The sequence below is a fragment of the Streptomyces sp. NPDC006332 genome, from assembly GCF_040612855.1.
Classification (GTDB): domain Bacteria; phylum Actinomycetota; class Actinomycetes; order Streptomycetales; family Streptomycetaceae; genus Streptomyces.
Genome location: NZ_JBEXRA010000012.1, coordinates 40588 through 65643, shown reverse-complemented (window position 1 = coordinate 65643; position 25056 = coordinate 40588). Strand labels below are relative to the sequence as shown.

Annotated in this window: 24 protein-coding genes, 1 pseudogene and 1 riboswitch; of the genes and pseudogenes, 11 read left to right on the top strand and 14 right to left on the bottom strand. The window is 70.3% G+C overall.

The window, feature by feature from the left end:
* Positions 1-31 precede the first annotated feature (31 nt).
* The gene (locus tag ABZ027_RS13705) at positions 32-616 is read right to left on the bottom strand and encodes a flavin reductase family protein (protein ID WP_356767669.1); all 585 of its coding nucleotides are present in this window, start codon (positions 614-616) and stop codon (positions 32-34) included.
* Between the two features lie 336 nt (positions 617-952).
* Here ABZ027_RS13705 and cdgB point away from each other — a divergent pair, with 336 nt between their 5' ends.
* Both cdgB and ABZ027_RS13695 read left to right on the top strand, forming a co-directional pair.
* Positions 953-2611 carry a diguanylate cyclase CdgB gene (gene cdgB, locus ABZ027_RS13700; RefSeq protein WP_356767667.1) on the top strand — a complete coding sequence of 553 codons (1659 nt, stop codon included), beginning with the start codon at positions 953-955 and terminating at the stop codon, positions 2609-2611.
* A gap of 121 nt (positions 2612-2732) precedes the next feature.
* Entirely contained in the window at positions 2733-3692 is a 960-nt protein-coding gene (locus ABZ027_RS13695) for a CBM35 domain-containing protein (RefSeq protein ID WP_356767665.1), read from the top strand.
* A 77-nt stretch (positions 3693-3769) separates the two neighbouring features.
* Here the strand turns inward: ABZ027_RS13695 and ABZ027_RS13690 are convergent, their stop codons facing one another.
* From ABZ027_RS13690 to ABZ027_RS13675, 4 genes are all read right to left on the bottom strand, one after another.
* Entirely contained in the window at positions 3770-4153 is a 384-nt protein-coding gene (locus ABZ027_RS13690) for a hypothetical protein (protein WP_356767664.1), read from the bottom strand.
* Between the two features lie 112 nt (positions 4154-4265).
* Positions 4266-5195, bottom strand: coding sequence for a 1-phosphofructokinase family hexose kinase (locus tag ABZ027_RS13685; RefSeq protein WP_356767662.1), 930 nt, complete (start codon positions 5193-5195; stop codon positions 4266-4268).
* Positions 5196-5308: 113 nt separating this feature from the next.
* Positions 5309-6439, bottom strand: a complete 1131-nt coding sequence (gene nagA, locus ABZ027_RS13680; RefSeq protein ID WP_356767886.1) for an N-acetylglucosamine-6-phosphate deacetylase — start codon at positions 6437-6439, stop codon at positions 5309-5311.
* A gap of 104 nt (positions 6440-6543) precedes the next feature.
* Entirely contained in the window at positions 6544-7515 is a 972-nt protein-coding gene (locus ABZ027_RS13675) for an ROK family protein (protein ID WP_356767660.1), read from the bottom strand.
* A gap of 146 nt (positions 7516-7661) precedes the next feature.
* On the opposite strand from ABZ027_RS13675, the gene ABZ027_RS13670 reads away from it, so the two are divergent.
* The 3 genes from ABZ027_RS13670 to otsB all read left to right on the top strand — a co-directional run bounded on the left by ABZ027_RS13670 (position 7662) and on the right by otsB (position 10309).
* Complete coding sequence (locus ABZ027_RS13670; protein ID WP_356767884.1) at positions 7662-8879, top strand: extracellular solute-binding protein; 1218 nt, start codon at positions 7662-7664, stop codon at positions 8877-8879.
* Between the two features lie 99 nt (positions 8880-8978).
* Positions 8979-9218, top strand: coding sequence for a DUF3263 domain-containing protein (locus ABZ027_RS13665; protein ID WP_356767658.1), 240 nt, complete (start codon positions 8979-8981; stop codon positions 9216-9218).
* A gap of 206 nt (positions 9219-9424) precedes the next feature.
* Positions 9425-10309 (top strand): trehalose-phosphatase, encoded by an 885-nt coding sequence (gene otsB / locus ABZ027_RS13660; RefSeq protein WP_356767656.1) that lies wholly within the window; start codon positions 9425-9427, stop codon positions 10307-10309.
* Positions 10310-10547: 238 nt separating this feature from the next.
* Here the strand turns inward: otsB and ABZ027_RS13655 are convergent, their stop codons facing one another.
* Both ABZ027_RS13655 and ABZ027_RS13650 read right to left on the bottom strand, forming a co-directional pair.
* Positions 10548-11936 carry a trehalose-6-phosphate synthase gene (locus tag ABZ027_RS13655; protein ID WP_356767654.1) on the bottom strand — a complete coding sequence of 463 codons (1389 nt, stop codon included), beginning with the start codon at positions 11934-11936 and terminating at the stop codon, positions 10548-10550.
* Positions 11937-12055: 119 nt separating this feature from the next.
* Entirely contained in the window at positions 12056-13000 is a 945-nt protein-coding gene (locus ABZ027_RS13650) for a glucosyl-3-phosphoglycerate synthase (RefSeq protein WP_356767652.1), read from the bottom strand.
* Between the two features lie 176 nt (positions 13001-13176).
* Positions 13177-13317: riboswitch (SAM riboswitch) on the top strand.
* Positions 13318-13334: 17 nt separating this feature from the next.
* On the opposite strand from ABZ027_RS13650, the gene thrC reads away from it, so the two are divergent.
* The 6 genes from thrC (at position 13335) to ABZ027_RS13620 (ending at position 20728) form a co-directional block, all read left to right on the top strand.
* Entirely contained in the window at positions 13335-14621 is a 1287-nt protein-coding gene (gene thrC, locus ABZ027_RS13645) for a threonine synthase (RefSeq protein WP_356767650.1), read from the top strand.
* Between the two features lie 113 nt (positions 14622-14734).
* Entirely contained in the window at positions 14735-15010 is a 276-nt protein-coding gene (locus tag ABZ027_RS13640; protein ID WP_356767648.1) for a MoaD/ThiS family protein, read from the top strand.
* Positions 15011-15440: 430 nt separating this feature from the next.
* Entirely contained in the window at positions 15441-15647 is a 207-nt protein-coding gene (locus ABZ027_RS13635; protein ID WP_007493268.1) for a cold-shock protein, read from the top strand.
* Between the two features lie 450 nt (positions 15648-16097).
* Positions 16098-17723, top strand: coding sequence for a chaperonin GroEL (groL, locus tag ABZ027_RS13630; protein WP_356767646.1), 1626 nt, complete (start codon positions 16098-16100; stop codon positions 17721-17723).
* A gap of 195 nt (positions 17724-17918) precedes the next feature.
* A complete protein-coding gene (locus ABZ027_RS13625; protein ID WP_356767644.1) occupies positions 17919-19043 on the top strand; it encodes an NADH:flavin oxidoreductase in 1125 nt (374 codons plus the stop codon).
* A gap of 131 nt (positions 19044-19174) precedes the next feature.
* Positions 19175-20728, top strand: a complete 1554-nt coding sequence (locus ABZ027_RS13620) for a carboxylesterase family protein (RefSeq protein ID WP_356767642.1) — start codon at positions 19175-19177, stop codon at positions 20726-20728.
* Positions 20729-20735: 7 nt separating this feature from the next.
* On the opposite strand, the gene ABZ027_RS13615 is transcribed toward ABZ027_RS13620, so the two are convergent.
* The 7 genes and pseudogenes from ABZ027_RS13615 to ABZ027_RS13585 all read right to left on the bottom strand — a co-directional run bounded on the left by ABZ027_RS13615 (position 20736) and on the right by ABZ027_RS13585 (position 25027).
* Positions 20736-21302 (bottom strand): hypothetical protein, encoded by a 567-nt coding sequence (locus tag ABZ027_RS13615; RefSeq protein WP_356767640.1) that lies wholly within the window; start codon positions 21300-21302, stop codon positions 20736-20738.
* Between the two features lie 43 nt (positions 21303-21345).
* A complete protein-coding gene (locus ABZ027_RS13610; protein ID WP_356767638.1) occupies positions 21346-21510 on the bottom strand; it encodes a hypothetical protein in 165 nt (54 codons plus the stop codon).
* A gap of 30 nt (positions 21511-21540) precedes the next feature.
* A complete protein-coding gene (locus tag ABZ027_RS13605) occupies positions 21541-22212 on the bottom strand; it encodes a Uma2 family endonuclease (RefSeq protein ID WP_356767636.1) in 672 nt (223 codons plus the stop codon).
* A gap of 154 nt (positions 22213-22366) precedes the next feature.
* Positions 22367-23140: pseudogene (locus ABZ027_RS13600) on the bottom strand (hypothetical protein); the annotation flags it as partial.
* Positions 23141-23375: 235 nt separating this feature from the next.
* Complete coding sequence (locus ABZ027_RS13595) at positions 23376-23912, bottom strand: DinB family protein (RefSeq protein ID WP_356767634.1); 537 nt, start codon at positions 23910-23912, stop codon at positions 23376-23378.
* A gap of 85 nt (positions 23913-23997) precedes the next feature.
* A complete protein-coding gene (locus ABZ027_RS13590) occupies positions 23998-24204 on the bottom strand; it encodes a DUF397 domain-containing protein (protein ID WP_356767632.1) in 207 nt (68 codons plus the stop codon).
* Entirely contained in the window at positions 24188-25027 is an 840-nt protein-coding gene (locus tag ABZ027_RS13585; RefSeq protein WP_356767630.1) for a helix-turn-helix transcriptional regulator, read from the bottom strand. The genes ABZ027_RS13590 and ABZ027_RS13585 overlap by 17 nt, the downstream gene beginning before the upstream one ends.
* Positions 25028-25056: the final 29 nt, after the last annotated feature.

The following is a 25056-nucleotide window of genomic DNA, read 5'->3' as shown; positions in this document are numbered from 1 at the left end:
AAGGTTCGCCCTACGGCGAGTGAATTCCCCCTCAGCCCAACTGCCGGTACCGGCCCCGGAAATACGTCAGTGGGCCGCCGTCCGCGCTCGGCACGGTGGCCGTCAGGACCCGTCCGACGACCAGGGTGTGGTCGCCGGCCGTCATGCGCTGTTCCGTCCGGCACTCCAGGGTGGCGAGGGCGCCGCCCACCAGGGGGGCGCCGGTGGCCTCGCCGCGGACGTAGGGGATGTCCTCGAAGAGCAGGCGGTCGCTGATGCGGCCCTTCATGGCGAAGCGGCCGGCGATGTGCCGCTGGCTCTCGGACAGCACCGACACCGCCCACAGGGGCTGCTCATCGAGCAGATCGTCCATGCGGGAGCCCTCGCGCACGCTGACCAGCACCAGCGGGGGGTCGAGGGAGACGGACATGAACGCCGTCGCCGTCATGCCGACGTCCTCGCCGGCCGGTGCGCCGGGATCGTCCGGGTCGAGTGCCGCCTCCCTGGCGGTCACCAGGACCACTCCGGCGGCCAGCCGGGACATGGCGGCGCGGAACTCGTCGTTGCTCACCCCCACAGCATGCCCGGAGGCGGGGGAGGGAACGGGGGCGGATGGGACGAGAGAAGTGTTCGGCACCCTGGAAACGCTAATCTTCGACCCGCGCGGTCCGCATCGGGCCCGGGACGGAGCCCGGTCCTAGGACTCAGGGCCGAGAGGCCGTGCGGCGCCAGGGCGTTGCCCACATCCGCCCAAAGTTTGCGTTCAGTAGACGCACAGGGAAATCGCAGAAACCCCACTCAATTGTTCATCTTTAGCTGTGACTTGAGTCACAGGACGGACTTATTGTTGACCCTGTGTACCGAGTGGGCAGCGCGCTGTGATTCAGTGGCGGAGAAGATGCAGGAGCACCACTGACCAGAAGCGCCGAAGAGAACCCTTGATTCACTGCGAGGTCTCGGGGGGAGGGCGAGCATGGAGACCGAGTCGGAACCCTACGTCCGTCTTGCGTCCCTGCGACAGCTGCACCAGGTCATGGCCGACATGAACACGGCCCGCAGCCTCGCGGACACTCTGCAGACCGTGGCCGACGGCGTGGTCCAGGCCCTCGGGTACGAGCTGGCGTGCGTCAACCTCGTACGCCCCGACGGCGACCTCGTCGTCGCCGCCTTCGCGGGCAACCCCGCCGCCGAGGCGCTGATCACCGGCCGAGTCGGCTCCCGCGAGTCCTGGGAGCGCCGCCTCGCCATGGGCGAGCACTGGGGCGACCTGGTGTTCATCCCGCACACCGAGGGCTGGGTGCTCGACGACGACGACGTACCGCAGTGGTACACCGACGGCCCCGCGCCCCGCTTCGAGAACGAGTGGCACCCCTCCGACCGGCTCTTCGCCCCGATGTACACGCCCGCCGCGCCGGGTGGCGGCTCGTGCGGCGAGCTGATCGGTGTGCTGTCCGTGGACCGGCCGCGCAACGGCCGCCATCCGGGCGCATGGGGACGCGAAGCGCTCCAGATGTACGCGTTCCAGGCCGCCATAGCGATCAGCAACGCGCGACTGCGCGCCAACATGCAGCGTGCACTGGTCAGGCTCGAAAGGGAGCAGCAGGCCCTGCGCGCCAGTGAGGAAAGCTTCCGGCAGGCCTTCGAGTACGCCCCCTCCGGCATGGCCATCGCCGAGATGGGCGGCGACCAGCACGGCCGGATCCTGCGCACCAACGACGCCCTGTGCCGGCTCCTTGGCCGCCCCGCGTCCGCGATGCGCCGCTACTCCTTCTCCGACCTCGTCCACCCCGAGGACGTGAGCACCCTGCTGCGGACCTCCGCCGAGGGCGGTCGCGCGGAACTCCGGCTCGGCCGCCGCGACGGCACCTACCTGTGGGTGTCGCTGCGCAACTCCGTCGTCGCCGACGCCGCCGACGGGCCCCGCTTCCTCCTCACCCACGTCGAGGACATAGAGGACCGCAAGCGCCGCGAGCTGCAGCTCGCCCACCGCGCCTCCCACGACTCCCTCACCGGCCTGCCGAACTCCGCCGAGCTGCGCGCCCGGCTCTCCTCGCGGCTGTGCCGGCGCGCCACCCACACGGGCGAGCTGGAGTCCGTCGACGCGGCCTTCGGCCACCCCGCCTTCGACGCGGGGGGCGACGGTTTCGACTTCCGGCCGGTCACCCAGACCTTCGACGGCGGCTACGACCATCATGTGCACGCCGTCACTCCTGAGAGTGAGCGGGACGACGGCACCAAGGGGCTCGCGGTGCTCTTCTGCGACCTCGACGGCTTCAAGTCGATCAACGACCGGTTCGGGCACAACGCGGGCGACGCGGTCCTCATCGAGGTCGCCCGACGGCTGTCCAGGGCGGTCCGTGACGGCGACACGGTGGCCCGGCTCGGCGGCGACGAGTTCGTCGTGCTGGCCGACGGGCTGGGCCGGGCCGACGCCCAGGACCTGGCCGTACGTCTGCGCAACGAGATCATCCAGCCCATCCGGGTGGACGGACGGGTCATGCGGGTCGGCGGCAGTTTCGGCATCGGCTGGGCCCACTGCGGAATGACCGCGGACGAAGTGTTGAAATCCGCTGACGAGCGGATGTACGTCGAGAAACGATCTCGTCCCAAACAACACAGACGCGCGGGCTGACCCGCAGGCCGACGAGCTGATGCGATCTGAGTCACCCGTTTGGGTCATCAGGAGCGGGTAGGCTCGCCATTCTGACCCTACGCATCGCATCCGATCCGCACCTGTTTGAGGAGTACAAGGGATGACGTCCGGCGACAACGGGGCGAGCACGCCCGAGGACGAAGACCCGTTCGGTTACCTCTACGCCGACGGCCAGGCCAACGGGGCCCAGCCGCCGTCCAGTGTCGGCTACGGCTACCCGAACTCCGTCAACCGGACGCGGGCGGTGGGTCAGCGCCAGTACGGTCAGCAGGGCCAGGCCGCCGCGACGGCGCCCTACGGCCAGGTCCCGCAGCAGGGCCAGGCCCCCCACGCCCAGCCGAACAGCCACTACGCGGCCCCCGAGACCCTCCCGGGCGGCGCCCCGGCCACCCCGCAGCCGTCGTACGGCGACGGCGGCGGCCGTCGCGGCCCCAACACCAAGGGGCTGCTGATCGGCGCGATCGCGGTGGTCGCCGCGGTCGTCATCGGCATCGGCGTGGCCATGATGAACGGCGGCGGCGACGACGACAACAAGACCGGCAACCAGGCGGCCACGACGCCGACCACGTCGCAGAGCTCCGAGCCGAGCCCGTCGAGCAGCAAGAGCGCGGCGGCGAGCGAGGCCGACCTGCCGGCGAGCGACGCGAAGGCGCTGCGCCTGGAGGGTGGTACCACCACGGCGTCCGACTTCAAGGGCGCCAAGGCGGGTGGCGGTACCTACGTCACGAACTTCAACCATGTCGGCGCCAAAGTCGTCTGGACCGTCAACGGCATCAAGGACCCCGGCGCCTACACCCTGAACGTGCGCTATGGGATCCCGGGCGTGGACGCCAACGCCACCCTCGTGGTCAACGGCAAGGCGAACAACTCGCCGCTGAGCATGAAGAACTTCATCGGTGCGCAGGCCCCGAAGGGCGATTGGGAGAAGGGCTGGCAGACCACCTGGGCTCCGGTCACCCTGGCCAAGGGCACCAACACCATCGAGATCGCCTGCAACGACGGCAATCAGTGTGACGCGGTCCTCGACCAGGTCTCGCTCACCAAGGGCACGAAGAGCTAGCGCCTGCCCTTGAACGACGGCGACCGCTCCCGCGCAGTGCGGGAACGGCCGCCGTTGCGCAGACCCGTGAGGTCAGGTCACTCGACGCGGCCCCATTCGAGGCAGCTCGTCGCGGCGTAAGCCTTCTTGCCGTTCCAGCGAACCTCGTGCCAGCGCTTCTCGGTGGGTGAGCTGCTGGTGCACTTGTAGCTGCCGCTGTCGACCGCGCTGCAGCCGGCGACCCAGCACTTGACGATCTTCCCCTTCTTCAGGGTGCCGACCTTGCGGGCGGTGGTGCTGGGCTTCTCCCGGATGCTGACGTCCCGGTCGTTGTTCCAGCCGCCGCCCCAATCCTGGGCGGTCGCCGGCGCGGCCTTGACGGTTGCCGTGTCAGCCGTCGCCGCTCCGTTCATGGTGAAGGCGAGGCCCACCGAGGCCACACCGACGGCAGCGAGCCGCGCGAACTTCCTTGCCTTGTACATGTCTTCCCCCAAAGGGCATGCAGATCCCTGGTCCTGGGATCCTTGGTCGCCGGTGATCATATCGGGGTGATCGCACTCACGACCCGGAATATTGTTCGAGAGCAAGTCCGGCTCAGGCCGCGCTGGCCTCCCCCGTCACCGCGACCCGCCCCACCAGCTCCTCGTACGCCGCCCGGTCGAACTCGCCCGCGACCGGTGCCAGGACCGTCGCCGCCGACAGGGCGACCGCGCGGGCCAGCCGGTCCGGCCAGGGCAGGTTCTCCACGAGCCCCGACAGCAGGCCCGCGACCGCCGAGTCGCCGGCGCCCGTGGGGTTGCCGTGGATGTGGGCGGGCGGGGTGGCGCGCCAGCGGCCCTCCGGGGTCACCGCGAGCAGGCCCCGGGCGCCGAGGGAGGCGATCACGGTGCGGGCGCCGCGTCGCCGGGCGTCCTGGACGGCGCGCGAGGGCTCGTGGGAGCCGGTGAGTTCGGCCAGTTCGTCGGCGTTGGGTTTCACCAGGTCCGGGCGGGCGGCCACGCCCCGGCGCAGCGCCTCGCCGCTGGTGTCGAGGAGGACGGGAACGCCGGCCGCCTTCGCTGTCCGTACGAGGGCCGCGTACGCGCCCACCGGCACGCCCGGCGGCAGACTGCCGCACAGGGCCACCGCGTGCACCGACGGGACGAGGTCCTCGTACGCCTTCTGGAAGGCCTGCCACTCGGTGGGGGTGACCGTCGGGCCGGGCTCGTTGAGCTGGGTGGTGTCGCCGCTCAGCTCGTCCACGACGGCGATCGTGCGCCGGGTCGGGCCGTCGACCGGGACCAGGGCGTCCACCAGCCCCGGCACGCCGGTGAGTTGCTCCCGTACGGAACGCCCGGTGGCGCCGCCGACGAAGCCGGTGACCGTCACCCGGTGTCCGAGGGCGGCGAGCACCCTGGCCACGTTGACCCCCTTGCCGCCGGGCCGTTCGGTCGCCTCGGTGACCCGGTGGGAGGTGTGCGGGCGCAGCGAACGTACGCGATAGGTGATGTCGAGAGCGGTGTTCAGCGTGACTGTCAGGATCACCGGAGCGACCTCCCCTGCCGTCTGCCGTCTGCTGTCCGGAGAGTGATCATGCCAAAAGGACGACGGCCGTCCCAGTTTCGCAGCACGACCCTCGTCCTCAACGGCAGGGCACATCAGCCCAGTTGGGGATCGACCACCCATTCTCCCCGGCGCATGACGCCCTTGAGGGCGAAGTCGGCGTCGAGCAGGACCAGGTCGGCGTCCTTGCCCGGTTCCAGGGAGCCGATGCGGTCGTCCATGCCGAGCAGCCGGGCCGGGTTGGCGGAGAGGGCCGCGACCACCGACTCCACCGGCAACCGGTCGACCGTCACCGCCCGTTGGAAGGCCCGGTCCAGGGTGAGGGTGGAGCCCGCGATGGAGCCGCCCTCCACCAGGCGGGCCACGCCGTCGGCGACCTCGACCTCCAGCGGGCCGAGCCAGTAACGGCCGTCGCCGAAACCGGCCGCGTCCATCGCGTCCGTGATGAGCGCGACCCGGTCCGCGCCCGCGTGATGGAACGCCAGTTCCAGGGCGGCGGGGTGCAGATGGGTGCCGTCGTTGATCAGCTCGACGGTGATGCGCTCGTCCTCCAGCAGGGCCGCGACGGGGCCGGGGTGGCGGTGGCCGAGCGTCGGCATCGCGTTGAAGAGGTGGGTGGCCACCGTCGCGCCCGCGTCGATCGCGGTCTTCGTCTGCTCGTACGTGGCGTCGGTGTGCCCGATCGCCGCGATCACGCCGTGCTCCACGAGCAGCCGTACGGAGTCGATGCCGCCGGGCAGTTCGGTGGCGAGGGTGACCATTTTCGCCCGGCCCCGCGCAGCGTCGATCAGCTTGCGCACCGCCGCCGGGTCCGGGTCCCGCAGCAGTGCCTCGGAGTGCGCGCCCTTGCGGCACGGGGAGATGAACGGTCCCTCGAAGTGGATCCCGGCGATCTCGCCCTGCTCGGCCAGCTCGGACAGCAGGCCGGCCCGCTGGGCCAGGAAGTCCATGTCACCGGTGACGGTCGAGGCGACGAGGGTGGTGGTGCCGTGCAGCCGGTGGGTGCGGATGCCCGTGAGGACCTCGTCGACCGTCCCGGAGGTGAACGAGGCGCCGCCGCCGCCGTGGTTGTGGATGTCGACGAAGCCGGGCACCAGCCAGTGGGTGCTCACGTCGATGACTCGGGCGGTCTCCGGGGCGGTGCCGGTGATGCGGGTGCCGTCGACGATCACCTGGCCGCCCACGACGGTCCCGGTCGGCAGGACCACGTTGGCCCCGGCGAGGATCGTGGGTGCGTCGGCTCTCGCGGGCTGCCGGGGCGGTGTGGCTGGTCGCGCGGACGCGGCGGAGCCGCTTGGTGTCGCGTCCCGCGCCCCGAGGGGGGTGGCCGTCACGTGGGCTCCTCCGGCGTCGTAGGTGTGGTGTCGAGCAGGTCCCAGGCCAGCAGGCCCGCCCCCAGACAGCCGGCGTTGTCCCCCAGGGCCGCCGGGACGATCGTCGGCAGCTTCTGGAAGGTGACCCGGTGCCGGACGGCGTCCCGCAGTGGTGTGAACAAGGTTTCCCCCGCCTCCGCGAGGCCGCCACCGATGATCAGGGTGCGCGGGTCCAGCAGAGTGAGGGCGGTGACCAGGCCGTCGGCGAGCGCGTCCACCGCGTGCTGCCAGACCCGTACGGCGTTCGGGTCACCGGACTCGACGGCCTTCGCGCAGTCGGCCGCGTCCACCTCGGGGTCCCCCGAGGCCGCGGCCCACGCCTCGCTGACGGCCGCCGCGGACGCGTACCGCTCCAGGCAGCCGCGCTGCCCGCACGGACAGGCCGTCCCGCCGGGCCGTACGACGATGTGGCCGACCTCACCCGCGAAGCCGTGCGCGCCCGCCTCGACCCGGCCGCCGATGCCGATGGCGCCCGCGATTCCGGTGCCCAGGGGCACGAACAGGAAGCGGTCGGCGCCCCGGCCCGCGCCGATCCGGCCCTCCGCCAGGCCGCCGGTGCGCACGTCGTGGCCGAGCGCGACCGGGGCGCCCAACCGGTGGGCGAGCAGCTCCCGCAGCGGTACGTCACGCCAGCCCAGGTTGGCCGCGTAGGCGGCGACGCCCCGCTCCTCGTCGACGATGCCGGGGACGGCGACGCCGGCCGCGGCCGCGGGCTCGCCGAGCTGCCGGGATCCGTGCGCGCGCAGCTCGGCGGCGAAGTCGAGGATCTCCTCGACGACCGCGTCGGGTCCGCGCTCGCGCCCCGTGGCCCGGCGGGCGCGGTGCAGCAGTTCGCCCGCCGGCCCTACCAGGGCGGCCTTCATCCCGGTGCCGCCCACGTCGAGGGCGATGACATGTCTCACGGGCACTAGTGTGGCCCGCGGACCCATGAGAGGTCTAGTCCACTTGCGTGGTGTAGACCTTTCGTGGAATATGTATGACCTTTCGAGAGTTTCGATCAGTGATCTTGGGGCGGTTGGCAGTGGCACGGCGGCGGGGTAGGACGGGAACGATCGCGGGAGTGTCCGTACTGGGCATGACGGCGGTCCTGGGCGGCTGCGGCCTCACCGGGGGTGGGGACGAGGTGACCCTGAAGCTGGTGGCCGCCGACTACGGCGACGCCCGCGCGAACAGCTCCCAGAAGTACTGGGACAGGCTCGCCGCGGCGTACGAGTCGAAGCACGAGGGCGTGAAGGTCGACGTCACCGTGTACTCCTGGAACGACGTCGACAAGAACGTCAAGAAGATGGTCGCCGCGGGTGACCCGCCCGACATGGCGCAGATCGGCTCGTACGCCGACTACGCGGCCAAGAATCTCCTCTACTCGGCCGACGACCTGCTCTCCATCACCACGCAGGCCGACTTCGTCTCCCAGCTGGGCCGGGCGGGACAGGTCAACGGGGTGCAGTACGGCATTCCGTTCGCCGCCTCCACCCGCGTGCTCTTCTACAACAAGTCCCTCTTCGCCAAGGCGGGCCTGGACGCGCCCGCCACCTGGGAGGAGCTCGCCGCCGACGCCGAGACGTTGAAGGCGCGCGGGGTGAAGTACCCGTACGCGCTGCCCCTCGGACCCGAGGAGGCGCAGGCCGAGACCATGCAGTGGCTGCTCAGCGGCGGGGGCGGCTACACCGCGGAGAGCGGCGGCTACGCCCTCGACTCCACGGAGAACGTCAACACCTTCACCTGGCTCAAGAGCGAGCTCGTCGACAAGGGCCTGACCGGGCCGGTCGCCCCCGCCGACCTCAACCGTGCCGACGCGTTCAACGCGTTCACCGACGGGGACGTCGGCATGCTGAACGGGCACCCCTCGCTGATGAAGATGGCCGACGAGAAGGGCGTGAAGTACGGCATGGTGCCGATGCCCGGCCAGGACGGGCCCAGCCGGGAGTCGATGGGCGTCGCCGACTGGATGACCGCGTTCAAGAAGAACGGCCACGCCGAGCAGATCGGCGACTTCCTCGACTTCGTGTACGACGAGAAGAACGTCCTCGCCTTCTCGCGCCAGTACGACCTGCTGCCGGTGACCACGTCCGCGTCCCAGACCATGAGCGGGGCGAAGCGGGACGCTGACCTCAAGCCGTTCCTCGACGAGCTGCCGGTCTCCGAGCTGTACCCCGCCGGGCAGACCTCCTGGGCGGAGGTCAGCGCGGACATCAAGCAGCGGATCGGCCGGGCCGTCGCCCCGAACGGCAGCCCCTCGGCGGTCCTGGACCAGCTCCAGGCGGCGGCGACGACCGCGCAGAGCGCGGAGTAGCCGGCGGCTGGCTGGGCGGTGCGCTGCGCTGCGGTGCGGTGCGGTGGCGGTGCACGTGCGCGGTGGTCGCTGTCGGTGGTGGCGGCTAGCGTGCCGGGCATGGACGAGGAGCAGGGGCGGCTCGACCGCCGGGAGCGGGACATCCTCGCGCTGGAACGACGGGGCTTCAGCGGGCCCGGCGCGAAGGAGCGGGCGATACGGGAGGAGCTGGGGCTGGCGCCCGTGCGGTACTTCCAGTTGCTCAATGCCCTGCTGGACGACGAGAGGGCGCTGGCGTTCGATCCGGTGACGGTGAATCGGCTCCGAAGGGTGCGGGAGGGTCGGCGGGGCGAGCGGTAGTCCGGTGAACGGTGGGATTTCGGCACCGGTGCTGGTGCGGGCCCTTGCTGGGGGCTCCGCCCCCAGGCCCCCGGGCCTTTGCCCACCCACCACCCGACTCGGTGGGGCGCGAGGTGAGCGTCTTGGGGGTCGGTAGGTCGCGGCGTGGACGAAAATGCCCGAGGTGTGTCGAGAATGCTCGTGTCGTTCGTGGATATGGTCGGTTCATGGGCAGCCACACGGACTCCACGGACCCGCACTCCACTGATCCGCACGTCACTGACCCCCTGCCGAAGCCCGCTACTGCTGCCGGGCGGGACGGGCTGGGTGCCATCCTCGCGCGGCCCGACCGGGCGGTGATCGCGCTCGACTTCGACGGGACGCTCGCCCCGATCGTGGCGGACCCCGAGCAGGCGCGGGCGCATCCGGACGCGGTGCCCGCGCTGGCCGCCCTCGCGCCGAAGGTCGCCGCCGTCGCCGTGGTCACCGGTCGGCCGGCCGGTGTCGCGGTCCGGCACGGTGGCTTCGCGGGTGTTCCGGGGCTGGAACGTCTCGTCGTCCTCGGTCACTACGGCGCCGAACGCTGGGACGCCGTCACCGGCACCGTCAACGCCCCCGCCGAGCACCCCGGCGTCGTCGCCGCCCGCGCCGAACTGCCCGGCTTCCTCGACCGGATCGGCTCCTGGCAGGGCACCTGGATCGAGGAGAAGGGCCGCGCGCTCGCCGTCCACACCCGCAGGGCCTCCGACCCGCAGGCCGCCTTCGAGGCCCTGCGTGCGCCGCTCACCGAGCTGGCCGCTCGGAACGGACTGATCGTCGAACCCGGGCGGATGGTCCTGGAACTGCGGCCGCCCGGCATGGACAAGGGCGTCGCCCTGCTCGAGTACGCCCGCGAGATCTCCGCCGGGTCGGTCCTCTACGGCGGCGACGACCTGGGTGACCTCCCCGCCTTCGCCGCCGTCGACACACTCCGCTCCGACGGCACCCCCGGCCTGCTGGTGTGCAGCGGCAGTGACGAGGTGACGGAGCTGAGCAAGCGGGCCGACCTGGTGGTGGACGGCCCGGCGGGGGTGGTGGCGCTGCTGCGGTACCTGGCGGCGCACGTGAGCTGACAGGCGCCGGTCCGGGGCATCACCCAGCCGGTCGGGGCCATCACCCAGCCGGTCCGGGGCATCACCCGGCTGGTCCGGGGGCATCACCCAGCCCGTCCGGGCCACCACCCAGCCCGTCCGGCGTTTGAGGACGAGGCCCCTTCAGGGCCGACAGCGGGGTCCGGGGGCGCAGCCCCCGGGGACGGGACGGGTAGGGGCGGCGGGGGCGGAAATCAGGCCTTCAGCGCCCCCGCGGAAATCAGGCCTTCAGCGCCCCCAGCTGATCCAGGAACCACTGCGCCGGCGGCAACGCCGTGGCCGCCGCGGCGAGCCGCTTCGTGCGCTCGGCCCGTTCGCCGGCCGGCAGGGTGAGCGCCTCGTGCAGGGCCCGCGCGGTCGCCACCACGTCGTACGGGTTCACCGCGATCGCGTCGTCCCCCAACTCCTCGTACGCCCCCGCCTCCCGCGACAGCACCAGCACGCAGCCCTCGTCGGAGACCACCGGAATCTCCTTCGCGACCAGGTTCATGCCGTCCCGGATCGGGTTCACCAGGGCCACGTCGGCCAGTCGGTAGGCCGCCAGTGAGCGCGCGAAGTCGTCCTTGACGTGCAGCACGACGGGGGTCCAACCCGGCGTCCCGTACTGGGAGTTGATCTCATCGGCCAGCCGCTGCACCTCGGCCGTGTAGTCCCGGTACACCGCGAGGTCCTGCCGCGAGGGGTACGCGAACGCCACGTGCGCCACCCGCTCGCGCCACTCCGGGTGGTCCTCCAGCAGCTGCCGGTACGCCAGCAGGCCCCGCACGATGTTCTTCGACAGCTCGGTGCGGTCCACCCGGACGATGGTCCTGCGGCCCTCGCCGACCTCGGCCCGCAGCGCCGCCATCCGCTCGTCGACGTCCGCCTCGTGCGCCCGCCCGCGCAGGAAGTCCGCGTCGGCGCCCAGCCCGTGCACCCCGATCCGGGTGCTCCCGAGCCCCCCGGCGAACTCCTCGGCGCACGCGGTGAACGCGTCCGCCCAGCGGTGGGTCAGGAAACCCAGCCGGTCGGCGCCCAGCATGCCCCGCAGGACCTGCCGGCCGATGTCGTCCGGCAGCATCCGGAAGTACTCCGGCGGCGCCCACGGCGTGTGCGTGAAGTGACCGATCCGCAGATCCGGGCGCAGTTCCCGCAGCAGGCCCGGGACCAGCGTCAGGTGGTAGTCCTGGACCACGACCGACGCCCCCGGTGCCGCCTCCTCGGCCAGCGCCTCGGCGAACGCCCGGTTGTACGTCTCGTACGACGCCCACTGCCGCCGGAACTCCGCGTCGAAGACCGGCTCCAGCGGGGTCTGGTACAGCATGTGGTGGACGAACCACAGCACCGAGTTGGCGATGCCGTTGTACGCGTCGGCGTGCACGTCGGCCGGGATGTCCAGCATCCGCACGCCGTCCTCGCCGACCCCGCGCCGCACCGCCTCCCGGTCGCCGTCACCCAGCGCCGAGCACACCCACAGGGACCCCGCGTCCGACCCGATCGCGGACAGCCCCGAGACCAGCCCGCCGCCACCCCGTTTGGCGTGCAGCGAGCCGTCCTCGCGCACCTCGTACGAAACCGGGCCGCGGTTCGACGCGACCAGTACCTGAGCAGCACCGTTGGTGGAGGACATACGCCTCAACCTAGCCCGGCCCGGAAACGCTCAAACGTACGGATGACATTCGCCACGGATGGTGGAGACACGGACTGCGTGGTCCGCGTCGCACGGCCGGAGAGGGCGCCCAACCCGCATCAGGCGACCTTCCGGGCCGCGTACTCCGCGATCTGCGCCATCGGCGGGCGCTCCTCCGTGTCGACCGAGTAGGTGCGTGGCTCGAAGCCGTCCCCCGTTCGTTCGAACTGGGTGAGGGCGGGCCGGACGAGGTGGCCGCGGGCCAGCCGGAGCTGGGCGGTGCGGTAGATCGCGGCGGACATGCGGCCCAGTGCCTGCCCGTCCTGGTGACGGTGGACGCGCACGCCCAGGTCGACCTGGGCGAGGGAGTCGAGGCCCACCAGGTGCAGGGCGTCGACCAGCATGCCCAGCTCGACGCCGTATCCGACGGGGAACGGCAGCTGTTCGAGCAGGGAGCGGCGGGCCGCGTACTCGCCGCCCAGCGGCTGTACGAAACCGGCCAGCTGCGGCCAATGCATGTTCAGCAGCGGGCGGGCCATCAGTTCGGTGACCCGGCCGCCCTGGCCGGCCTTCCCGCCGAGCGGGCGGTCGTACATGCCCTTGACCAGGTCGACGCCGGGTTCGGTGAGCAGCGGGCCCACGATCCCGGAGACGAAGTCGGAGGAGAACTCCTTCAGGTCGGCGTCGATGAAGCAGACGATGTCGCCGCCGGTGACCAGCAGCGAGCGCCACAGCACCTCGCCCTTGCCGGGGACGGCCGGGATGCGGGGCAGTATGTCGTCGCGGTGGACGACCCTCGCCCCGGACGCGGCGGCCACCTCGGACGTGCGGTCGGTCGATCCCGAGTCCACCACCACGATCTCGTCGACGAGCGGGACCTGACACATCAGGTCGTGACGGATCACGGCGACGATGTCACCGACCGTCTCCTCCTCGTTGAGCGCCGGCAGCACCACGCTGACCGACTGGCCGGTGGCGCGTTTCGCTGCCAGGATCCTGTGGAGCGGGCGATCGTTCTTCGACCAGGAGCGGGTGTTCAGCCAGCGCTCGACTTCGTTCAGCACAGTGCGCGGCTCCTCTGCGTTTCTCGGCGAGACCGTGATCCACGTGCCAGGTGATCCATCTCGCGGTTCGGACGACTATCTCAACTGTCCTGGCCTTCGGTTACAGTCTTGAACAACGCGGGTGACCATCGCAGGTCGGGGTCGCCGCCTTGTTACACCGATCAACAACCACATACCGCTCATCCAGAGGGGCAGAGGGATACGGCCCGATGAAGCCCCGGCAACCCTCCAGTCGGTTCTCGTCACCAGCGAGGCTCCCGACTAGGGAAGGTGCCAAATCCGTCTCACGGCGAAGTGCGTCGTGAGGAAGATGAGGAGAAAGGGCCTCGCCTCCATGGCTGTGCAGACTGATGCAAGCACCACGAACACCGTAGACCTCGGCCCCGCCGCCGCGCTGAGCTGTCGCGAGTGCGGTCACCGGGTGCCCCTCGGCCCGGTCTTCGCGTGCGAGGAGTGTTTCGGCCCGCTCGAGATCGCCTACGACTTCTCCGCCTACGACGCCGAGGAACTCCGCAAGCGGATCGAGGCGGGCCCCGCGAACATCTGGCGCTACGCGCCGCTGCTGCCCGTCCCGGCTGACGTGGCGGACAAGCCCAACATCAACCCCGGCTGGACCAAGCTCGTCAAGGCCGACAACCTGGCCCGTGAGCTGGGCGTCGACGCCGGAAAGCTGTTCGTCAAGGACGACTCCGGCAACCCGACGCACTCCTTCAAGGACCGGGTCGTCGCCCAGGCCATCGAGGCCGCCCGCGTCTTCGGTTTCACCACCCTGTCCTGCTCCTCCACCGGCAACCTCGCCGGCGCGGTGGGCGCCGCCGCCGCCCGGGCCGGCTTCCGTTCCTGCGTGTTCATCCCGCACGACCTGGAGCAGGGCAAGGTCGTCATGGCCGCGGTCTACGGCGGAGAGCTCGTCGGCATCGACGGCAACTACGACGATGTGAACCGTTTCTGCTCCGAGCTGATCGGCGACCCGGCCGGCGAGGGCTGGGGCTTCGTCAACGTGAACCTGCGGCCGTACTACGCCGAGGGCTCCAAGACGCTGGCGTACGAGATCTGTGAGCAGCTCGGCTGGCGGCTCCCGGACCAGCTGGTCGTCCCGATCGCCTCCGGCTCGCAGCTCACGAAGATCGACAAGGGTCTGCAGGAGCTGATCAAGCTCGGGCTCGTCGAGGACAAGCCGTACAAGATCTTCGGCGCGCAGGCCGAGGGCTGCTCGCCGGTGTCCGTCGCCTACAAGGCCGGGCACGACGTGGTCCGGCCGCAGAAGCCGAACACCATCGCCAAGTCGCTGGCGATCGGCAACCCGGCCGACGGTCCCTATGTGCTCGACATCGCCCGTCGCACCGGCGGCGCGGTGGAGGACGTGAACGACGAGCAGGTCGTCGACGCGATCCGGCTGCTGGCGCGGACCGAGGGCATCTTCGCGGAGACCGCCGGTGGTGTGACGGTCGGTGTGACGCGGAAGCTGATCGAGAACGGTCTGCTCGACCCGACGAAGACCACGGTGGTGCTGAACACGGGTGATGGTCTCAAGACGTTGGATGCGGTGGCCGACACGGGGCTGACTGCGACCATTCGCCCGAACCTTGAGTCCTTCCGTGAGGCTGGGCTCGTCCAGTAACTCGTTTCGTCTGCGGGCCGGTGGGGGCTGGTCGCGCCCACGCGGCGGTAGCCGCACATTCAACACAGCCCCGCGCCCCTATGGGGCGCCACACCTGACCGGAGGTCATGAGCATGAGCGTCAACGTCCGCATCCCCACCATCCTGCGCACCTACACCGGTGGTCAGGCCGAGGTCGCCGCCGAGGGGAGCACCCTCGGCGAGGTCATCGCCGACCTGGAGAAGAACCACACCGGCATCGCCGCGCGCGTTCTCGACGACCAGGGCAAGCTGCGCCGGTTCGTCAACGTGTACGTCAACGACGACGACGTTCGCTTCGAGCAGGGTCTGGAGACCGCGACTCCGGACGGCGCCGGTGTCTCCATCATTCCGGCCGTCGCCGGCGGCTGATCATTACCTTCGGTAACATCAGTTACCGAGCGTTCATAGAATTGCCCCCTCCGTGAGAGAAGCGGAGGGGGCAATTCAATGTGGTTGAGCGCGGTACAGTTGGGGAACGCGTTGCCGCTTCACAGGTCGGCAGACCTTGTTTCTGCCGTGCGCCCGACGAGATGTAGCCAAAGTGTGTGCCTCGTTCGTGGCTTTTGTGAGCTTTGCGGGGCCCGACTTGCCCTGGATTCAGGCGAATTCTCGCCACATTCCGGATCGCGTGCGTCCAGAATTCTCGTCCGATTGACCTGTTGCAGACGGCAGTTGGACATATACATTCGGCCGCGGTCGACGCGTTCCGGCGCACGCCCCCAATCATGTGGGGGGTGAGGTCTGACCCGGATCCACGAAGTGTGGGTCTGTGCAAGGGCCAGTAATAGGGGAGTTAGGCATGGCTCAGGGCACCGTCAAGTGGTTCAACGCGGAGAAGGGGTACGGCTTCATCGCGGTCGACGGTGGTGCGGATGTTTTCGTCCACTACAGCGCCATCCAGATGGACGGGTACCGCACCCTGGAAGAGGGGCAGCGGGTCGATTTCGAGATCTCACAGGGTCAGAAGGGGCCGCAGGCGGACATGGTCCGTCTGGCGACCGGCTGAATCGCGCCGGGTAACTGCAGCGACGTTCTTCTGTTCTTCTTCGAAGGGCTCGCACCTCTCAGGGGGTGTGAGCCCTTCGGTGTGCCCGGGGCGCGAGCCGTCCGTCCACGCGGGGGCGCGACTTGCCCGGTGGGTGGCGCACCGGACACGCCCCGGGGTACGTCCGGGTGCACTGTTCACCTGCGGATCCCCCCTAGGCGCTTGCGCCCGCCCGTCGCCCGACCACCACCCCTCAACGAGCACTCGCTTCGCGAGTGCGCCTTGCACTCTCGGGGGGCGAGTGCTAATCATTGGCGTTAGCACTCTGAAGGTGAGAGTGACAAAGAAGGACCGAGTCGGTGAGGCCCGCAGGCCAGGTGGGGCAAGGAACCACGAGGCGTGCGAGCCGTCCGTCGCGGGCGCGGGCGCGGTCCGAAGGAATCACCCCCAGTCCTGGAGGGACCACTTCACATGGCCAAGATCATCGCGTTCGACGAGGAGGCACGGCGCGGCCTCGAGCGCGGCATGAACCAGCTCGCGGACGCCGTCAAGGTGACGCTCGGCCCCAAGGGCCGCAACGTCGTCCTCGAGAAGAAGTGGGGCGCCCCCACGATCACCAACGATGGTGTCTCCATCGCCAAGGAGATCGAGCTCGAGGACCCGTACGAGAAGATCGGCGCCGAGCTGGTCAAGGAAGTCGCCAAGAAGACGGACGACGTCGCCGGTGACGGTACGACCACCGCGACCGTCCTCGCCCAGGCCCTGGTCAAGGAAGGCCTGCGCAACGTAGCCGCCGGCGCCAACCCGATGGCCCTCAAGCGCGGTATCGAGAAGGCCGTCGAGGCCGTCTCCGGTGCCCTCCTCGAGCAGGCCAAGGATGTCGAGACCAAGGAGCAGATCGCTTCCACGGCCTCCATCTCCGCCGCCGACACCCAGATCGGCGAGCTCATCGCCGAGGCCATGGACAAGGTCGGCAAGGAAGGCGTCATCACCGTCGAGGAGTCCCAGACCTTCGGTCTGGAGCTGGAGCTCACCGAGGGTATGCGCTTCGACAAGGGCTACATCTCGGCGTACTTCGCCACCGACATGGAGCGTATGGAGGCGTCGCTCGACGACCCGTACATCCTGATCGCCAACTCCAAGATCGGCTCCGTCAAGGACCTGCTCCCGCTCCTGGAGAAGGTCATGCAGTCGGGCAAGCCGCTGCTGATCATCGCCGAGGACGTCGAGGGCGAGGCCCTGTCGACCCTGGTCGTCAACAAGATCCGCGGCACCTTCAAGTCCGTCGCCGTCAAGGCCCCGGGCTTCGGTGACCGCCGCAAGGCGATGCTGAACGACATCGCCATCCTCACCGGCGGCGAGGTCATCTCCGAGGAGGTCGGTCTCAAGCTCGAGAACACCTCCATCGACCTCCTGGGCCGTGCCCGCAAGGTCGTCATCACCAAGGACGAGACCACCATCGTCGACGGTGCCGGCTCCTCCGACCAGGTCCAGGGCCGGGTCAACCAGATCCGCGCCGAGATCGAGAACAGCGACTCGGACTACGACCGCGAGAAGCTGCAGGAGCGCCTGGCGAAGCTCGCCGGCGGTGTCGCGGTCATCAAGGCCGGTGCCGCCACCGAGGTGGAGCTCAAGGAGCGCAAGCACCGCATCGAGGACGCCGTTCGCAACGCGAAGGCGGCCGTCGAGGAGGGCATCGTCGCCGGTGGTGGCGTGGCCCTGCTGCAGGCCTCCTCGGTCTTCGAGAAGCTGGACCTCGAAGGTGACGAGCTGACCGGCGCCAACGCCGTGAAGCTGGCCCTGGAGGCCCCGCTCAAGCAGATCGCCGTCAACGGTGGTCTCGAGGGTGGCGTCATCGTCGAGAAGGTGCGCAACCTGCCCGTCGGCCACGGCCTGAACGCCGCGACCGGTGAGTACGTCGACATGATCGCCGAGGGCATCATCGACCCGGCGAAGGTGACCCGTTCCGCGCTGCAGAACGCCGCCTCCATCGCCGCGCTGTTCCTCACCACCGAGGCCGTCATCGCCGACAAGCCGGAGAAGGCGGGCGCTGCCCCGGCCGGCGGCGGCATGCCGGGCGGTGACATGGACTTCTGATCGACCTGAGGGTTGATCAACCGTCCTTGACCGAGGGCGGCACTCCCTGGACACAGGGGGTGCCGCCCTCGGGCGTGTCCGGGGTCACAACATCAGCGGAATGCCGGGGCGGACGCGCCGGTTGACGCCTACGCAACGTATATGCGCATGCACATACCAACCGGTCCCACCCGTTCTGTCCTGAGGAGTCCCCACGTGACCGTCGCCGCCTCCGCCTCCCGCGCGGCCGAAGTCCTCTCCCGGCCTGTTTCCCTCAACGGCCTGACCGTCCCCAATCGCATCGCGATGGCGCCGATGACCCGCGCGTTCTCCCCCGGCGGCATCCCGGGCGCGGACGTGGCCTCGTACTACGCGCGCCGGGCCGCCGCGGGCGTCGGTCTGATCGTCACCGAGGGCACGTACGTCGGCCACGACTCGGCCGGGCAGAGCGACAGCATCCCGCGCTTCCACGGCGAGGAGCAGCTCGCGGGCTGGGCGAAGGTCGCCGAGGAGGTGCACGCGGCGGGCGGCACGATCGTCCCGCAGCTGTGGCACATCGGCATGGTGCGCGAGCAGGGCCAGCCGCCCTACGCGGACGCCCCCGCCGTCGGCCCCTCCGGACTGCGTATCGGCGACGACGAGGCCACCGGCAAGGCGATGACCCAGCGGGACCTCGACGACGTCATCGGCGCGTTCGCCGAGGCCGCGGCCGCCGCCGAGCGGATCGGCTTCGACGGTGTGGAGCTGCACGGCGCCCACGGCTACCTCATCGACCAGTTCCTGTGGGCGGGCACCAACCGCCGCACGGACGCCTACGGCGGCGACCCGGTGGCCCGGGCGAAGTTCGCCGAGGAGATCGTGGCGGCGGTCCGCGAGAGCGTGTCGTCCGAGTTCCCGATCATCTTCCGCTACTCCCAGTGGAAGCAGGAGGCCTACCGCGCTCGCCTCGCCGAGACCCCCGAGGAGCTGGAGTCCATCCTCGCCCCGCTCGCCGCGGCCGGCGTCGACGCCTTCCACGCCTCCACCCGCCGCTACTGGCTCCCCGAGTTCGACGGCTCGGACCTCAACCTGGCCGGCTGGACCAAGAAGCTCACCGGCAAGCCCGTCATCACCGTCGGCTCGGTCGGCCTCGACGGCGACTTCATCAAGGGCTTCCAGGGCGAGGGCGCCCCGCTGCGGGGCATCGACGACCTGCTCGACCGGCTGGAGTCCGAGGAGTTCGACCTGATCGCTGTGGGCCGCGCCCTGCTCCAGGACCCGGAGTGGGCGGCGAAGGTCCTCGCCGGCCGCCACGCCGAGCTGAAGCCGTACGACGCGGCGGCGCTGGCGACGCTCAGCTGAGTCGGCCGAACCCCGCGCAAGCCTCCGGCGCGGGCGAGGGCCTCGGGGGCGACGTCATGGATGACAACGTCGTGGTCGACGGCAATGATTCGGGTGAGCAACCATCGACCTGACGGCGAGGAGCGCCCACCGTGACGACAACCGAGGCCCGAAACCCAGAGGTCCGCACCGCGTCGGGTGCGGTGCGCGGGCGCCTGGAGGACGGGCTGACCGTCTTCCGCGGCATCCCGTTCGCCGCCCCACCGGTCGGCGACGCCCGCTTCCAGGCGCCCCGCCCGCCCGAGGCGTGGGACGGCGTCCGGGACGCGTACGCCTTCGGCCCGCCGCCCCCGCAGGACGCGGCCGGGCTGGGCGACGGCGCCCCACCTGCGACGCCCCTGGGTGACGACTGGCTGACGGTCAACGTCTGGACGCCGGACCCGGATCCGGCCGCCCGCCGCCCGGTCATGGTGTGGATCTACGGCGGTGCCTACAAGATCGGCCACACCGGCAGCCCCGGCTACGACGCCCACCGCATCGCGCGGGACGGCGACGTCGTGGTCGTCACCCTCAACTACCGCGTCGGCATCGAGGGTTTCACCCGCATCGAGGGGGCGCCCGCAAACCGGGGTCTGCTCGACCAGGTCGCCGCGCTGGAGTGGGTACGGGACAACATCACGGCGTTCGGCGGCGACCCCGGCCAGGTGACCGTCTTCGGCGAGTCGGCGGGCGCCGGATCGGTGGCGGCCCTCCTCGCCATGCCGAGCGCGTCCGGACTGTTCCGGCGGGCCATCGCGCAGAGCGTGCCGGGCACGTACTTCTCCGAGGCGCTGGCCCGTGACATCGGGACGGCGATCGCCGCGGAGGCGGGCCTGCGTCCGACCGCCGCCGACCTGTCCGCGATCGACCCGCGCCGGCTGACCTCGGCGGGCGCGGCACTGGGCGAGAAGATGCTCCAGTACGTGGACCGGTGGGGCCAGGCCGCCCCCACGGTGACCCCGTTCTCCCCGGTGGTCGACGGCGAGGTCCTGCCGGTCACGCCCTGGGAGGCGTTGAAGGCCGGGGCGGCCCGGGACGTGGAACTGGTCGTCGGCCACAACCGGGACGAGTTCCGGCTGTTCCTGGCGATGAGCAGGCAGCTGGGCAGGATCACGGAGGAGCAGGCGCGGGGGGCGCTGCGGATGTACGCGCCGGGCGCGCCGGGTGGCTCTGGCGGCTCGGGTGGCTCGGGTGAGGGCCGGTACCGTGCCGCGTTCCCCGACGCCTCACCGAATGAGCTGTTCGAACGCGTCCAGACCGACTGGCTGTTCGGGATGCCGAGTCTCCATCTGGCCGAGGCGCAGTGCGCGGGCGGCGGCCGGGCCCACGTCTACGAACTCACCTGGTCGGCGCCGGCCATCGGAGGCGCCATGGGTGCCTGCCACGGCCTCGACATCCCGTTGCTCTTCGGCACGTTCGGCGCCGACCTCGGTCTGCTGCTGTTCGCCGGGGAGGTCTCGGAGGAGGCGGAGGCGCTGTCGGCCCGTTTCCGGCAGTCCTGGACCGCGTTCGCGCGGACCGGAGACCCGGGCTGGCCCGCGTATGACTCCGAGGCGCGGCTGGTGCAGGTGCTGGACGCGCAGCCGCAGGTCCGGGCGTACCCGGAGGAGACGTCGAGGCGACTGTGGGAGGACTACGAGTTCGCGGCGCTGCCGTTGCTGGGGTGAGCGGTGCTCAGAGGTTGCCGAGCGGTTCGATGTCCACGCGTATCGGAGTGCCCCAGACCCGCACCACCTCGTAGTCGGTGAACTCGTGCACCAACCGGTACGCCATGGCGGCGCGGGGCCCACGCCGCTGGGCGTTGAGATACAGCTCGGCCTCGTGCCGGTCCCGGCGCGGGGTTCCGCACAGTTGCCACACCTGTCCGTTCCACAGCTCCGGCAGCCACCGCTGCTGGGGCTGCGGCCGGTCCTCCCGTACGCCGTACCGGGAGGGCGTGGGATCGGGGGCGTGCGCGGGTGCGGGCCCGTTGATCTCGGAACGCCGGGCCGCCCTCCGCCGGGTCTCGCACAGCAGACACAGGTCGGGGGCGTTCTCGTCGACCGGCCCGTTCGGGTGCTCGTGGCACCGGGTGGTGGGCTTTGCCGAGCTGACGCTGTCGTCCAGCAGGTCCAGGGCACGCTTGAGGTCGGCCTTGACCTCGTGAAGCTTGGCGTCGGGGGTGTCGGCGGTCAGGGCGTCGCCGTGTTCTCCGAGAACCCTCAGGGCGCGGCCTAGGGCGGTGAGCTGGGCGTGGTTCATGAGGTGCGGCTCCTGCTGTGGCGGGGACCTCGGACGCTTCGAGTCATGAATCGGCCTCTTGCTCGCTCCGGGCGTTCAGCTGAGCCATGAACTCGTCGTGGGGCACCGGGGGACCGGATGGCGCGGCCTCGCGGGCCCGTGCTTCGGCGATGTCCGCTTCGTCGCGCAGCCGCCGCAGCTCTTCCTCCCGGGGGTGCACTGGGTTCACTGGGTTTCCTCGCCTGTTCTTGTGTGGACGTCAGTCCGCGTAGTCCTTGAGCTTCTCGGTGTCGAGGGTGATGTTCACGGGGTCGGGGAGCTCGATGGTGGCACCCCAAGGGTAGGACGGAGCTTGCAGGTAGCGGCCGTCCTTGGGCTCGCTGAAGACCGTGATCGTGTTGTCGTCGCGGTCGATGAGGAGATAGACGGGGATGTCGGCTTCCGCGTAGCCGATGGGCTTGTCGATGCGGTCGCGTTGGTTGGTGTCGCGGTCACGGGAGGTGATCTCGACGGTCATGAGTGTGCCGTCAGGGTTCGACCACTCGCCGTCTCCCTTGTAGTGGTCCACCGGCGCGAGCGACCCGTCCGTACGGGCGCGGCCCTCGCGGTAAGCCTCCGCCTTGACACCCGACTCCGGTACGAGATTCAGGTCCGGGCGCTGCAGCAAGCACTGACGCAACAGCCACATGAAGAGCGACGGGTGCTTGCCGTCCGGCATCGCCTTGACCTCTAGTTTTCCGTTGATGTACTCAAGCCGGACGGTCTCCGGGGCCCGCCGCTCCAGCTCCTCGAAGTCCTCCACGCTGAGTGGGTCCTTGGTACGGAGCCGTCCGCCGACGAATTCGAGCCGTACGTGCTCTGGGGCCGCATTGGCCAGGTCCTCGAAGTCCTCGATCGACATCTGCGGGCGCTCTTCGGTGCTGGGGGGCATGGCTTTGCCTCCTTTCCCCCATCGTGCCCCGGGGGGCCGTCGGACCGTAGGAGCCGTCATGCGCGTGGCCTTTCCATCGGGGAACCATCGCCGCGCGGACTGCGGCGGCGTGGGCGTGCACGGTGGGCGTCGGCGTGGGCCAGGTCGGCGCGGGCTCGCCCCGGCACGCACCGCAGACGCCGCCCGGCAGCGCCTCCGGTCGGCCCGGGACGCCGCACTTGGCGCACTCCAGGATGCGCAGGGGCGGGCGTGGTGGCGGTGCGGGTTCGGGTGGGAGTTTGGTGGTCAGGCGCCTGCGGACGAGGGCGGCCGGGTGGTGGACCGGGGTGGGCAGGCCGGAGGTCAGGGCGTGTACGACGGCCTCGTCGGTGACGCCGCGCGCGAACCACTCCGTCAGCAGTGGGGCGAGGTTCGCGCAGTCGGCCTCGGAGAGGGAGAGCGCGGGGGTCGTACGGCCGAGGGCGGCGAGGAGGATGTGGGCGCGGGAGCGGGTGGTCCGGCGGGGTGAGTCGTGTGGCTGCTCCTTCGGTACGTCACCGCGGGTGAAGCTCGCCCACCATTCGTCATCGCGTGCGGTACGGGACCACCACGATCGAGTGATCCAACGGGAGCCGCCCTCGGGCACGGCCAGGTGTTCCCGTCCTCGACGTAAGTGCCCTGCGGCTTGTAGGCGGTTGAGGGCCGTGCGGAGCGCGCACTGTCCGTACGGGAGGTGCTTGGCCAGCGTCTTTACGGAGATGTCGGCGCCGTCGGAGAGGCCGTCGATGTACGCGGCGATGGCTGCTTCGCGGGGCGGGAGGTGGGCGAAGTCGTGCGCGGTGCGGGGGCGTTGGTCGGGGGCGGATCGCTTGCCGTAGCCCGGGTTGGCCGACGGGTGGGAAGAGGCGTGCGCGGGCAGGAAGGTAGCACTAAGCTTGGCGTCAGCCATGGGGATCGAACTTGTCCTTCGATCTTGTTGGTCAAGCCCCCGCAAGTGTTGTCAGCACTTGGCGGGGGCTGTTCTGTCTGTTCCGGGAACGCTAGACGATCGTGACTGTGCGTGGCAAGCCGAACGCGTCAAGTCAACACGCCGGGTGGGTGGGTGGGGTGAGGCCCTCCACCCATTCCTTGCAAAGAGGGCTCGGGGCTGGAGACTTGAGCCTCGGGCCGGTCCGGTCGGGGGGTCAGCCCATGCTCTTCGCGCCGTCCAGGGACTCCCGGATGATGTCGGCGTGGCCGGCGTGCTGGGCGGTCTCGGCGATGATGTGCAGCAGCACCCTGCGGGCCGACCACTGAGCATCGCCCTCGAACCACGGGGCCTTGGGCAGCGGATGGGCGGCGTCCAGGTCGGGCAGGGCGGCGACCAGTTCGTCCGTCCGGTCGGCCGTCTCCGCGTAGTCGGCCAGTACGCCGGCCAGGGTCTCGCCGGGCAGCATCCGGAACTCGTCGGCCCGCTTGGCCCAGTCGGCCTCGGTCATGGCGGTGAAGTCGCCCATCGCGGACGGGCCCTGCTGGATGAAGTCCACCCAGCCGCGTTCCATCGACGTGACGTGCTTGATCAGGCCGCCGAGGCACAGTTCGCTGTCGGTGGTTCGCTGCCCGGCCTGCTCGTCGGTGAGGTCGCGGGTGGTGAAGCGCAGGAAGTGCCGCTGCTTGGCGAGCGCCTCCAGCAGGTCGGTGCGCTCGGTGGTGGTCAGGGTGGTCTTCGTGGTGGTGGTCATGGTGTGGCCCTCCGTGGATTGCTGTTCCGTCGGTAGGACCACACGTTAGGAGCCATGTAGGTCAGATCCTGACCTCTTGGTCGCGTCAGGGGTTCTTGAGGTTCTCGATGAACGCGGACCATGCCTCAGGCCGGAACGCGAGCTTCGGGCCGGAGGGGGTTTTTGAGTCGCGGACGGGGACGAGGGTGGGGTTGCCGTCGGCGACTTCCAGGCAGTCGCCACCGCCACCGCCGCTGTAGCTGGACTTGCGCCAGGTGGCCGTGCTCAGGTCGTGGTCAGGGATGTTCCTCATGGGTGTAATCCTGCGCCAACGCCTCGATCAGGGCCAGGGACTTCTCCGGCGAGAGCGCGGAGGCCGCGAGGAGTTCGAAGGTGAGCCTCAATTCGGCGACGGTGGCCGGGTCATCCTCCAGTCGTCCGATGCGCACCCCCTCGAAGTAGACCAACGTAGGGGCGTCATCGAAGTCCATCAGCTTGAGGGCGCCCTGCATCGACGTGTGCGCTCCCGCGCTGAACGGCAGTACCTGCATGATGACGCGGCTTCGGCGTACCAGGCCGGCGATGTGTCGCAGGGCCTCCGCCATCACCGCTCGGCCACCGGTTTCGCGGCGCAACGCCGCCTCGTCAAGCACCGTCCACAACAATGGCTTTGTTGGATCGTTGAGTAGACGGGTCCGCTTCATCCGGCCGTCCACCCACTCCTCGATGGTCTCTTCCGTCGCCGTGGGATCGTAGGCGCGGTTCACAGCCCGTGCGTACGCGGGCGTCTGGACCAGGCCGGGGATCAGCATCGGCGCGTACTGGCGGATAGCCGTGGCGATCGCCTCCGCCTCAGCCGCCTCGGCGAAGTGCTCGGGGTAGCGGGATTTGTTCGCCGCCCCGCAGTTCCGTTGGAAGAAGTCACCCGTATCCAGCGCCTCGTCCAGCAGCCGCGCGTACTCCGGCAGCATCCGTCGTGTCGCCGCCTCCAGCTGGCCGATGAACGACCCGCTCACGAATAACCGTGCCCCCAGGTCCTCCTGGCTCAGTCCGGCCTTCTCCCTGGCGTGACGTAACTCCGCCCCCAGCAGTGCGCGAGGCGAAGACGACGGGTCGAGGTCCTTCGGTCCAGCCATGGCAACTCCCTGTCCGACAGATGAGGTTG